Source organism: Mesorhizobium sp. ORS 3428 (assembly GCF_001854785.1).
Lineage (GTDB): Bacteria > Pseudomonadota > Alphaproteobacteria > Rhizobiales > Rhizobiaceae > Mesorhizobium.
Genome location: NZ_MDFL01000190.1, coordinates 1 through 12,923 on the forward strand (window position 1 = coordinate 1; position 12,923 = coordinate 12,923).

Annotated in this window: 8 protein-coding genes; all 8 read right to left on the reverse strand. The window is 59.2% G+C overall.

Going from position 1 to position 12,923, the window contains the following annotated elements; all coding sequences use genetic code 11:
• Positions 1–33: 33 nt before the first annotated feature.
• Entirely contained in the window at positions 34–240 is a 207-nt protein-coding gene (locus ORS3428_RS30895; protein ID WP_040985410.1) for a hypothetical protein, read from the reverse strand.
• A 952-nt stretch (positions 241–1,192) separates the two neighbouring features.
• Entirely contained in the window at positions 1,193–8,080 is a 6,888-nt protein-coding gene (locus ORS3428_RS30905; protein ID WP_108723234.1) for a shikimate kinase, read from the reverse strand.
• Positions 8,081–9,445: 1,365 nt separating this feature from the next.
• Complete coding sequence (locus ORS3428_RS32885) at positions 9,446–9,631, reverse strand: hypothetical protein (protein WP_108722981.1); 186 nt, start codon at positions 9,629–9,631, stop codon at positions 9,446–9,448.
• Between the two features lie 184 nt (positions 9,632–9,815).
• Positions 9,816–10,850, reverse strand: a complete 1,035-nt coding sequence (locus ORS3428_RS30915; RefSeq protein WP_071102056.1) for an EscU/YscU/HrcU family type III secretion system export apparatus switch protein — start codon at positions 10,848–10,850, stop codon at positions 9,816–9,818.
• A complete protein-coding gene (gene sctT / locus ORS3428_RS30920) occupies positions 10,847–11,668 on the reverse strand; it encodes a type III secretion system export apparatus subunit SctT (RefSeq protein ID WP_071095240.1) in 822 nt (273 codons plus the stop codon). Before sctT ends, ORS3428_RS30915 begins: the two co-directional genes overlap by 4 nt.
• A gap of 8 nt (positions 11,669–11,676) precedes the next feature.
• Entirely contained in the window at positions 11,677–11,952 is a 276-nt protein-coding gene (locus ORS3428_RS30925; protein WP_071102060.1) for an EscS/YscS/HrcS family type III secretion system export apparatus protein, read from the reverse strand.
• Between the two features lies 1 nt (position 11,953).
• The gene (gene sctR, locus ORS3428_RS30930; protein ID WP_071102057.1) at positions 11,954–12,619 is read right to left on the reverse strand and encodes a type III secretion system export apparatus subunit SctR; all 666 of its coding nucleotides are present in this window, start codon (positions 12,617–12,619) and stop codon (positions 11,954–11,956) included.
• The coding region (locus tag ORS3428_RS30935; protein WP_172833759.1) for a FliM/FliN family flagellar motor switch protein at positions 12,612–12,923 on the reverse strand (312 nt) is incomplete at its 5' end. The genes ORS3428_RS30935 and sctR, both read right to left, overlap by 8 nt.

Below are 12,923 nucleotides of genomic sequence, written 5' to 3' on the forward strand. Positions count from 1 at the left end.
CGATCTGGACGACGCTACATCTCGCTTGCGATGTTACTGAACGCGTTCGTCGGCCACCTTCTTGACCGTCTGAAGGTTGGTCGTAACAGTGCGCAGCATCACACTCCTTTCCGTCGCCTCCGCGCTCATTTTCGTGAGCGCCACAATTTGAGCCTGGAAGGCGGCAGCGCCAGCCCCGTCAGCAGCCATATTGCCAATGGCCGGAGCAGCACCACCAGCAGCGGGAGCAACTTTAGACATATCGTTTTACCTTTCCGTTCGAATTGTGCCGTGCTTGACGGCTCACACTCCTGACGCCGAAGGATCCGGCGTCAGGCATCCTCTTCCATGTCACCCATAGCGTCATCGAAATCAGCCATGGAATCGCTCGTCATTTGGAACGCAATGGAACTCAGAACACTTTCGAATGCCGCACTCTGATCTACGGCTTGCGCGTCATTTCCGGAACTGACCGAACCGCTGTCCCGACCGCCCGCCCCAATCGGTCGGCYACCACCAGAAGGCCCGCCGGGCTCATCCCGCCTATCCCCATGGCCCGCACGAGCCAAGGAAACACCGGCGCCGCCACCTCCACCTCTAATTGATCCGACCATCAGGTACCTCGGTTCCTTTATTGCCCTCATGAGGCAGCGATGCCGTGTTGAAAATCGACTTGCTCAAAGTAAGAGCGCGAGCTTTCGAGAAGCTGACGGCTCACAAAAAAAACAAAAGGGCGCTGTCACAAAACTGATGGTCGTGTACGGGCTGGCCTGCTCATATCGATGCGACGGCGGCTTTGAAAGGCGCCATTTTCCCGGCAAGGCGGGATCGGAAGGAGCAGCAATGCTCGGTGCCGCATTGAAGCACATTTGATGTGAGGCGTTCCGACTATGCGAACCCTGTCGATGGATGAATTCATATGGTAGGGCGCTCGACGGTCATCCTTATAGATGCTGTATCTTTTCAGACGTAAGTCAGCGAGTGCTTTTGCCAGCGAGCGCTTGGCGGCCGCGGCGGCGTTTTGGGTCGGCAGCAAATCCGGAGCGCGATGAGGCCATCGACGATGGCCCCCTGGCTCCGTTTCGGTGGTTATTACGCTCTCGATCGGTGTTTGCACTGCCCAGCGACTTGAAACGATACAGAAGGTTCATTCACACGCTCCCTTCGGTTCCTGTGCTTGTCTAGGTTTATCCTGGTGACGCGACCATATTGGCTAATTGCTGAGTGGCGGCCGCGTTGGGCACAGATGGGCGTGTAGCGCGCTGAGGCATGGATCCGCGTTCTTTTTGCCTTGTTGGTGAGGCGGGACGAAGGTGAGATCGGCTTGTTGGTAGAATGGTCTGCGCTCATCGCTCAGTTGGGCGATCTTTTGCTCCCGGTCAGGGCCTTGCAGCAGCGGGCGGTTTTTATCCCTTTTGAGGCGCTTTATGATCACCTCCAGCTTGGTATCGAGCCAGATCGAGACCGCCTTGTCGCCGATGAGACGGCGGGTCTGCTCATGCATGAAGGCGCCACCGCCGATGGCGATCACCGCGGGCGCGGCCTCCAGCAGACGGGGGATCAGTTTCGCCTCCATCTCCCTGAAGTAGGCCTCGCCGTGCTCTTCGATGATTCGCGAGATCGATTTACGGGCCTGCTTTTCGATCATTTTGTCTGTGTCGCGGAAGTTGAGCTRCAGTCGCTTCGCGAGAGCTGGGCCGATGCTGGATTTGCCGGCGCCTGGCATGCCAACGAGCACGACCGGCCGACTGCYGAGGGCCGCGAGGAGTTCCTTCGCCTGTGATGACCCGACGGTCTGCAGCATGTTCGATTGCCCGACAGGTCGCAATTTCCCAGTGGCGCTTGCCCTGCGTTCGCCTTCGGCTTCCCAATGAAGCAAGGCCAGAGCGCCATCGGGGACTGCGACGCCCTGGCAGTTTTCCATGACGCGCTGCATGAGTTGCTCCGCAGGAACGTCCCCACCCACCCGCCGCAGCTGGTCCAGCTGCTTGTATGTGTGATGATTGGYGAGCTTGGCTTGGTARCTGGCCGGCRTATGGAACTCAAGCTGGAAGCGATAACCATGCGGTGTGGCGAGCACGCTCTGGATGCCACTGAAAGTGGGATTGYGCATCCTGAACCAGTTGGTCGTGTGGCGTTCGGCGTAGCCGCGCTCGTCGAAGGCCAACATGGCTTTCTTAAAGCCACGGGTAAACTCCTGGTCGGGCAGTTCGAAAATGTGGCGGACAGCGTTGCTAATCAGCTGCGGCACRCTGCCAGAGGGGGCGTTCAATCCGGTGAGCTGTTCAGCCATCGAGGCTTCCGATCGCACCCGGCGATCGAAATGCGGCATGTTCACCGGGATGCCGGCCTGCCCGAGRCTCTCGGCAACCGAGATTGCCGCTGCGGTGATTGCCTCCTCTTCAACTCTGGCGCGCGTCGCCTCGATTCTGGCCCGCTCCGATGCTTCTTGGCGGCTCAACGTTGCCGTCACATCGGGATCCACGGCGGCAGGGCGGCGGCCGGAGCGTTCAGGCAACAGGCCGTTCTGTGCGGCGAATTTGATCGAGGCCTCCATGACGGAAGCCGCCAGCGTGGGATTGTCCTTCAACTCCTCCAAGGTCGCATCGACATCGAACCTGCCCTGGCTGAGTGTCGCCGCCATGCTCTTTACGTAGGGCACGGGCTGCAAGCCCGGCGTCTGGCATAGGAGCCGCTGCAGCTCATGGCTTTTTTTCAGAAACCGGCGGGTGCCGGTGTCGGATTTATAGGCGTCCGTCCCGACCTTAATGCCGAGGCTCAGCAGGTTGCTTGTGCTTTCGACGAGGTCGTCCGGATTGTAGCCATCCGGGGAAGGATCGATCCGGGCTTGAGTGTGGTCGAGCAAAAGCYGGATGCGGTCGCGAGGCTGGGACGTTGCCGGATAGCTCTCCGCCAATTCCTGGAAGAGGTTTGCAAGCGCTGGGCTCACCGACAGGCTTAAATCGTCCACGGTCTCGACGGTTGCGGACAAGCTTTGCTGATCCGCCTTCGCCGCCCATGCCGCAAGATCGGTCACAAGCAACGCGGCCATCTCGCGCGCGACCGGATGCTGGGCCACCTCGATCTCCTGCCTCGCCCTGGCGAGCGTGTCCTGAATATCCTGGCCCCGCACCTCTTCCGCATTCAAAAGGTTAATGATGTCCCGCCTGAGCTCGTGGTGAATGCCTTCGTAGGTGCCGAAGACAGCACGCTCGGCAAACCAGCGTCGTGCCTCGTCGGACTGCGCCAGAAAGTTTCTCTGCAGGCAGCTATAGGTTTCCAGGACGTCCTGYGTGGTGGCAAGGATCTGGCGGGCACGACTGAATTGGTAGCTATCGACCTTAAGCGCCGGGGTATGCGACTTCGCCGGCTTGAGTGAGCGAACGCCGCGCGCTTGTTCCTTCTCATCGAACTGCCGCACATGCTCATAAAGCTGCGGCCGGTCGCCGATGATGATGACGGCGTCCCCGTCGAAGTCGCCGTCAAGCTTCTTCTGTTCACTGGTCGGGATAGCAACCAAAGAGCCCGGAGCAAACACCTCCGTCGCCTGGAGGATGCCTATGCTGTCGACCGGCGTGTCCACCTTGGCGCGATCCTTGCCGTGTGTCCAGCTCGAATGCGATTTGACGTCTTCGGCGGACAGCACCAGCCCACGCTCGGCGTAGTCGGCCGGCCACATCTTATCTGGTACAACGATCAGGATGCCTTTGGCAAAAAACATCGGATCGTCGCCCGCCAGTTCTTTCCCCTTCTTCTCGGCGACATTGAAACTGTATTGAATGGCTACGCAGCGATCCAGGAAGGCGGCAGTCGCATCCCCACTACCTGCCGACCTCACTTGCGTGGCGCCAAATGGCCGCAGGTTGGCCTTGTCATAGGGGGCTCGCCCGATCAGCACGCCACCCCTTCCCGTCAAGGTCTCGCTCTTGAGCGTGGGCACATGGACGCAATCATCACTGGACGGTACGGCAACCGCGCCGGGAGCGTCGATGTGTCCGGCCGTCACGGTGCGAAAAAGATCTTCGGCACTCAGCTCTTGTCCTTCTCTGCCGTCGAGCCAGGTCTTGGCCTTCTCRCGCGTCTCATCCGCCACCAGCTCGCTGCGCGGATAATGTTGCAGCGCCGAGGCAGGAACGGACGATCTCCTTCCCTCAGCAAAGGCAGCCACCCGATCGAGACCTTGGCCTTGAGCGGCCCGACGAACAGCCGGCATACGCTCGGCCAACGATGCCTTTATGAAGCCGCAACCGTCATGCGGTCGCAAGGCGATCGGGCCCTCCGGCCCGGTCAGCCTGAAGGGATGCGCCTCGCCCGTCGGACGGTCCGGCAGCAGCGACAGTTTGAAGGCTCCTTCGAGTGCGTAGTCGTGGGGCCCTAGACCTTTGATCGCCGGGGGCGCGGCAAAGCCCCGGCGCTGCGTGTAATAATAGGCTTCTTTGAATGGCGCCCAGGATCGAGACAGCTGCTCGAAAGCCGTACCCGGTGCAGTTTCGGCATATGGAATTGCCAGCAGCTTCCCCCCGAGCGCCTGAGCCCCCGTTTCGCCTGGAGCGCGGGCGGCGATCTGGGCAAGGGTCTTTTTCGGCGGTTTTGACTTGCTGCCGCCGAATAGATCCATCCGGTACGGCACACCCTCGACACTCAATGTCCGCCCCAGCATGAAGGCGCTCGGCTTTCCCGGCAGTTGTACCGCGACCACCTTCACCGCCCCTGARGTAAGGCGATGGAAAATGGAATAGCGCGTCTCGGGCTCCGTCGGCAATCGCCGCCCCTGCATGTCCACCACCGGCAACTGCATTAGCCCCGCATCACCCTCCGGCGGTCTCGGCTCGTGGTCCATAGCACGCAATACCTTATGGACATCGAAGACGGCGGCTGGATGGCGGGYCTGGATCAGCGCCGCGTTCTGCGCCATGAACTCGTCCAGCGCCTCGACCGGCCCCTCTGCCTCGATCTGCGCGATCAGGTTCCAGCTCATGTTGGAAAGGTCGCCTTCGATGAGGCCGCGCGCGCTGGCCAGGATCTCCCTGGTTCCGCGATGCAACTCATCCCGACGTCGCTTCAAAGTGGAACTTTCGGCATCGACGTAGGGCTTCTTGTAAAGCCCCTCAAGGACAGCACGGGCCTTGAGCACTTGATAAATCGACAAGGCGGGACAGCGGCTCGAATTTGGTCCAGCGATCCGCTCGGCCTCGCTTGCCTTGAGTTGCGCCTTGATCTTGTGCTCCACGACTGGCTGAATGTCATTCAGCAGGCTCAAAGTCTGCCTGYGGTGCCAGCGCAATGCCCTTTGGGAGCTGCGCGCTAACGGCACCAGAGCGGCGCAGAGATTGCCCATGGYCTCGAGATTCTCCGGGGCAAAGCCAGAGGTCCGACGCAATGCCTCGAGCCGATCCAAGCCTGCCCGTGCCAGTAGACCCAAATCGTCATGCAACTGCGCCTTCGCCAGCGCCTTGAAGATATGCGCGATGCTTAGCGCATCGGCCTGCTCCAGGCGATCGCTGGCGTAATGAAGATGATGGGCCAGCTGATGCAGCCGATCCCTTAGCAGAGCGGTGTCTGCAATTTCTCCGGCGTCCTGTCCCCGTACGACGCCGCGCCCAAAGATATTGGCGATGGTGCCGAGCGCGACGGTAGTGAAGGTGCTAAATCTTGGACCCGCCACGCCGAACCAGCGCGCTATATCCATGATCGCCCTGTGGCATTCCGGTTGTTCGGGCCATTTGCCGAAGCCATGCAGGACAATAGCAAGTTGCTGCGAGGAGAAATCGGACAGCCCCCCGGTGCGGTCGGCGCGACAACGAACTTCAGCAGCAATTGCGACCGAGGCGTCCCCGCACGCCGTCTCGTCAGTCCACTTGCTGAAACCGTTAACCAGATTTGCCAGATCCTGCGGATTGAAAGCAGATAGCTGCTCGGCGCGATCGGCACGGCGAACCACATCGCCGGCGATCGCGACGGTAGCCTCGCGACAGCCCGCCTCTACCGGCCACTTGCTGAAGCCATTCACCAGGGTCGCCTGCTCCTGCGCAGTAAAATCGGTCAGCTGGGCGCCGCGGCGGCGAACCTCACCGGCAATCGCAACGGTGGCTTGGCAACAGCCCGTCTCATCCGGCCACTTGCTAAAGCCGTTCACCAGGTTCGCCAGAGACTGCGGGGTACAATAAGATAACTGGCCAGCTAGGTCAGCGCGGCGCCGGATCTCGCAACCGATCGCAACGGTAGCGCGGCGACACTCCACTTGTTCCGGCCATCTGCTGAAGCAACCTACCAAGTTGGCCAGATCCTGCGGATCAAAGACGGACAGCGCGTCGGCGCGGCGGCGAACCTCGCGAGCGAGAGCGACGGTGGCCGCAGCACAATCCGCCTGGTTTGGCCATTTGCTGAAACCGATCRCCAAGTGTGCCAGATCCTGCTGGCTGAAAGCAGATAGCTCATCGGCACGGTCCCCGCGATGAAGCATCTCACCAGCGATCGCGACCGTGACGTCACCACAGGCTGCTTCATCGGGCCATTTGCTGAAACCGAGCGCAAGGTTCGCCAGCTCGCGCGAATCAAAACCAGGGAGYCGGCGGGCACGGCGGCAAAGAACCTCACCAGCGATCGCGAGCGCGGCCTCGCGGCAGTTCRCCTGATCAGGCCACTTGCTGAACCCGTTCACCAGGCTTGCCAGATGCTGGTGGGCAAAACTGGAAAGTCGGCCGGGGCCGCGGCGAACCAGCTCACCAGCGATCGCGACCGTGGCGCCACTACAGCTCACTTGGTCCGGCCGTTTGYAGAAACCGTTCACCAGATTCGCTAGTGCCTGCGGAGTAAAATCGGACAGCCTATCGGCGCGGCGACGAATCTCACAGGCGATCGCGACCGTGGCTTCGGCACATGCCAACTCGGCGGGCCACTTGCTGAAGCCGTTCACCAGGTTCGCCAAGTCCTGCGAATCAAACCTCGAGAGCCGGTTGGCAAGACGACGGACTTCACCGGCGATCGCGACAGTGGCAAGGCGTGAACTCTCTTTTCCAGGCCACTTGCTAAAGGCGTTCACCAAGTTTGCCAGGTGCTGGTGAGTGAAATTGGCGAGCCGATCAGCTTCACTGGCGCGGCGACGAATCTCACTCGCGATCGCGAGGGTGGCCGCACCACACCCCGTTGTGTCAGACCACTTGCTGAAGCCGTTCACCAGATTTGCCAGGCCCTGCGGAGTAAAATCAGATAACGCGTCGGCGCCGCGGCGAAGAACCTCTTTGGCAATCGCCGCCATGGCCGCGCCACAGCCTGTTCTCTCCGGCCATTTGCTGAAACCGTTCACCAAGTTCGCCAAGTTCTGCGAATCAAGAGCAGAGAGCCGGCTGGCGCCGCGGCGTAGCACCTCACCAGCGATCGCGCCTGTCCCGTCACCGCAGCCTGCGGCTTCGGGCCATTTGCTGAACCCGTTCACCAAATTGGCCAATTCCTGCGGATGAAAATCACAGAGCGAGTTGGCTTGGCCAGCGCGACGGCCGACTTCGCTGGCGATGGCGACGGTGGCCGCGCCACACCCCGTCTCTTGCGGCCATTTGCTGAAGCCGTTCACCAGATTCGCCAAATGCTGTGGCTCAAAACCGGCGAGGCCGTTTGTCCTTTCGGCGCGGCGACGGACCTCACCGGAGACGGCGACCGAGGCAAGGCGTGAGTTTTCCTGTTCGGGCCATTTGCTGAAGCCGTTCACCAACAGGGCCAGGCTTTGACTGTCGAGTTCCCGAAGCACTTCGCTTTGCCGGCAGCAAAATTCAGCAATACTGCCCATTCCATTTTGGCAGGCCGGCACCCGTGGATATCGGCTAAACGATAGCGCCAAGAGCGGAAGCGCTTTGGGCTCGATATCGATGAGCTCGTGKGCAAATCTAGACACCTGAGCTGCCATGGCCCGGCAAGCTTCCATGCCTGCCGGACCTTCCTCGCGGCTCACAGCATTACAAACTGTGGCATATCCCCATGTTTGCCGGGCGCGGATATCGTGCTGCCAGTTGGTGACAAATCGAGATGTGAACTGGGCAGCGGCCTGTTGCAGGAATGTTGCAAGTTCCGGCATCTTCAGTTGTTTGCGATAGCGCACCACAGCCATTGAGAATTTGCGGATGTCACCAGCGAAACCAATGTCGTGTAGGGCGCCATTAAGCAGTTCTTGCGAGTTTGCAGTGCGGCCATCCCGCCTAGCTACATGGTCGATAGGTCGTTCGCCTGATCTGGCAGCCAGATCGGGTACGCTTGGTCTATGCGGCGGCAACGCGTCGATGCGCGAGCTTCCGGCCGCTTGATGGCTGCGCCAGGATTCGCCACCGGGCTGCCGCCTTGGTCCRTACCGTTGCGAGATTCCGCCGTGACCGTCCCGCCCGGCTTTATCGTCGACAGGCCATTCACCCCGTCTCGCAGCCGGTTCGCTCACGCTTTGCTGACGCGGTGGGCGCGCGGCTGTATATGAGGGTCCAGCCGATCGATCGTCGCGCCAGGGTTCGTCATCAGGATGCAACAAGCCTTCTTCTCGGGATGGACCCTCGCCCTCCGACACCGAGGGGAAACGACGACGACGCCCACTGATTTGACCTAGAGCAGCAGCCAAAAGTCGGTGTGAGCCAAGCGAGGGGCCGGCAGGGCGGGCGCCGACAGCATCGTCGGCTTGGGGCGCAATGGGAGCGGAGGACGTYCCTTGGTTTTGAGGCCCAGAGTGCATCCGCTGCACGACGGAATTGAACGATTGACTGCCTTCTTCAGGGGCGCGGCCTGATTGCGGGCGCGAAGCGCTCGATCCCAGCGCGCTGCCGGACTCAGCACCTCCAAGGTGCGACCTTCCCGATCGTCCAATGCCCGTCATATCCAATCTCCAATGCGGGCAATGCGCCGCCTATAGTGTCGAGGCCTGATTCGCTCATCTGGAGAGCGAGAAGTGCGATGGACCGGGTGCCCACGCGAAGATGGTCTTCACGAAATGGGGGGCTGAAAAGTCTGACGTTGGCCATGCCCTCATCAGCGCGCTCGAAGCGCATGCGACCCAAGTACTCGCAGATTGGTCAGCTCAAGCTGCGCGAGATCCCATCGGTTTCGTTCGAGGTCTCCTGGATCGCCCTAACGCGATCGCTTGCACGGCATCGGCGGCGATCCCCAAAAGCTTGTTTAATCCGGAGCACGCGCAGTAGTCGCGGCAGGCGATGTCGCACGCACGTTGGTGGCATGGAAATAACGGGAACCGCAGACATCGAGCCATGCGCCAAAGGCGACGCTGTCTTCCTGGGCGCAAGCAGGTTCTGGCTTCGCCTTCTCGCCGTGATGACCTTGCGCGCGTGGGTGCTTCGCATTCTTTGGCGCTCATCCCAATCCCGCCCGTACCACCCGACAGACATCAATCTTTCGCAAATGTTTCTTTCCTGAGACAATGACAAAGCTTTGGCCATCAAACATAGCCGTCCTTACCTGACATAAACCTGACCTGCGCTCAGCTAAAATGCTGAAGTTGCCAAAAGAAGACCACTGGAACTCCTGCGGCAGCGGGCGCGAGCTGCAGCCTGAGAGAGGGCCTGGAAATTTGTAGCGCCTTCTTCACGTGGTCCGGCAACCCGTCCTTGGCAAATACCTCGCCACCCGAAAGCAGTTGGTCAAGAAGTTGCCTCTCGATAGCCATGTGATTTTCCTCCTTTCCATCATCATGACCTCGCGTACAGAATTCCTGACAGTGCCCGCGAACATTGCGATAATTCTCCAAAACATGTGAGGTCRCCCGGACACTTCGACGATTCTCGCTTGCCCATGGGCCATAGTGGCACAGTAACCTGCGCAATCACGGAGAACCGATTTTGTCCACTTGTCTAGACTAAGCCAGCGGCATGGAGCGCTCTTGCGACAGGCTCGAAATACTGCCTGGGAACAGGTTTTCCTAACTTGGTCGTTCGGATGAGCTGACGCGCCAGCCCATCATTGTCGACAATACTTAGACGTAGCGCCTGCGCCGCTGCGAAGATAGGTGAAACGGCCTCGCCCTCGCCGCGGCAAACCAAGACGGGCACCCCAGTCTCGCCCCGCACGTAACGCAGACCGACCAATATCGCCCGCCCTCTCAAAATCAATGTGGCGTGATGCACGCCAAGCGGAGGTTCGCCAGCCATCTCTTGACGTAGGCGACGTCGCTCACGCTTCAACTCTGGCGTACCTTCTTGTTCCTTCCTTTCGCGCTTGACCTCGGTCTCAGTCATGCGCATGTCGCGCAGAAACAACCAGCGCTGGAGCAGGAGATCGACCAAGCCGCCGACCAGAAGTGCACCGGCACCAATCCCGACCAGCAGTTTCACCTCCGTAAAGACGAAGCCGAGGCACGAAATGCCGCAGAACGGCAGATAGACCATCGTTCTCCACATGCCCAGAATAGAAAAAAGAAAGATTGCGCCGAGGAGTAATASCTTCACCAGCGCCTTGCCAAGGTCGGTTAAGGAGCGCATCGACACGATGCGCTTCAGTCCCTGAAAAGGATTGATTTTTTCAAACCTGGGCGCCATCGGCTCGAACGAGAAGAGTAGTCCACCGTTAGAGATGAATGCGGCCGAGACCGCCGCGGCGGCTACAGTTCCAAGCAGCGGGCCGACGGTCGTCACGGTGAGCTCGGTCAAGAGAATTAGCGCTTGCCCGACAGCGATATTGAAAGGCAGATTCTGCAGCTTGTCGGTCAATAATACCGCTTCGATGCATTTGTCTTCGATCGCGCTGGCTCTCAAGCACAGATAGCCGAGACCGGCGCAGGTGCCGACGGCGCGGACGAAATCGGTGTTGCGCGCAATCTGCCCCTTCTTGCGTGCTTCCCTTAGCTTCTTGTGAGTGCCCGGGTGCTTCTTCTCTTCGCTCGTGCTCATTTAAGCATCTTTTCGAACGCCTCGAGCCCGCCATTGGCCTGTGCGATATCTGACGCCATGGCGTCGATGAGATACGCAGTGTAGGTGACCATGATGATCGGAAAGCCGATATTTTTGATCGTCGGGGAAAGACGGTTCGATTTGAGTTGCGGGGCAAAGCGGGCAAGAATCATTACCGAAATGTCAACCAGTAACAGAAAGACCACGACAGGCCCGGAGACTAGTAAACTCGTCACCATAATCCGGTCGAGGAGCCCGATTAGTTCCATTGCCCCTTGTGCGGTCAGCGCGGGGTGAAATTCATATACGGGCCAGATTGAGTAGCTGCCATAAAGGCCGCTGATCATGTTCTCCAGACCTTCCGATGCGACGAAGATCGTGATCGCCGTGATTCCGAGAAAAAGTCCCATCGCGGATGCCTGAGTGTTGGTCGCAGGGTCTACCGGACCGACTTGGCTGGTGATGCCGCGCTGGGTGTCGACAAGCTCACCGGCGGCCTGGAGGCTCCATATCGGGATTCCGAGTGGAATCCCAAGTAGCAGACCGACAAAAATCTCCTTCAAACCGAGCAGTGTCACTTGGATGAAACGTGTATCGGGATCGAGCAGCTGTAACCCGTCTCTGATGGGTGCCAAGCACGGTAGCCCAAACGCGACAGCAAGGCATGTTCTGATCAGCCCGCCAATTTGAGACCGCGTAAATACAGGCAGGACCAGCATAATGCCGACAGCGCGAGCCGCAGCAAGACCGGCGGCGATGATGAGTTCGATGGCCCCCTGGATGAGCATTTGGGCCTCGGTGGGCAACGAACCAGACATGGTGAAGCCTAGTAACTCGGTATAATCGCGGGAAACTGGGAGAACACGTAATCGGCTTGCTCGATGAGCGGAGCGCTTAGTACAGGAGCAAACAGAGCAATGATCACAACAACGACCAATAGTTTCACTGTCAGGTGCAAGGTTTCGTCCTGAATCTGTGTTGCCGCCTGGATAATACCGATGCCCAGGCCGACAACCACAGCGGCAATGAGTGGCGGCAGAACCCAAATCATGAAAACGATCAAGGTTTGGCTCATTTGGGCTACAATGCTGGCCTCATCCATCTCAACCTCCCGGTGTTGCATAACTCAACACAAGCCCGTGCATTAGCCGGGACCAACCATCAATAGTAACAAATAGAAAGAGTTTGAAAGGGACAGCTATCATTGTGGGCGAGACCATTGACATACCCATCGCCATCAAAATTGTCGTTACGATGAGGTCTATGCAGATAAACGGAAGATAAAGAAGAAAGCCAATTTCGAAGGCACGCTTGAGTTCTGAAATTAGAAAGGACGGTACGAGAATGGCGAAATCATCAGGTGTCGCTCTGGCGYGCATTTCCTCTGGCCAGACTTTTTTGGTCGACGATAGGAAAAATCGACGCTGCTCTTCGCTTGTGAACTTCTTGAGATAGGCACGCAAAGGCTCTCGTCCCTCCTCAGCAGCGGCAACCCAGTCATCGAAGGTTTGATAGTGGAGCTTCGGGTCCGTGACGCGCGCATAGGTCTGCTCGATAACAGGCGCGCTGACGAAAACGGTGAGAATTAATGCCGTCGCGTAAAGAACTATATTCGGGGGTATCGTCTGCGTCCCGAGCGCATTGCGGACGAGAAATAGAACCACTGATACCTTTATAAAGGCCGTGGTTGTGACGACTGTGAGCAGCAGCAGACCCAGTCCAGCCGTAACCGCAAGAAGCGCCAGGATCCCTGGTTGGATCTCACTCATTGCAAGCCAACCTGCCACGTAGCCTGATGCCAAGCTCGTCGCCGATGCGCACGATGTCGCCACGGCCGATACGCCGGCCGTTGGCAACTATATCGATCGGACCGTCGACCGGCCGATTAAGTTCGAAGATGTGCCCTTCGCCGGCATTCCTCAGTTCCCCCAGCGGCATCAGCCAGCGGCCGCATTCAAAGACCAGAGTGATTTCGATATCGTCGAGCTCGGCATCCGATGGCCCTTGCTGCAATTCCGGTTCTGTCATGATGTGCGCATACTCCAAAGGGCATGGGTGCAGGCGGAAAGGCCC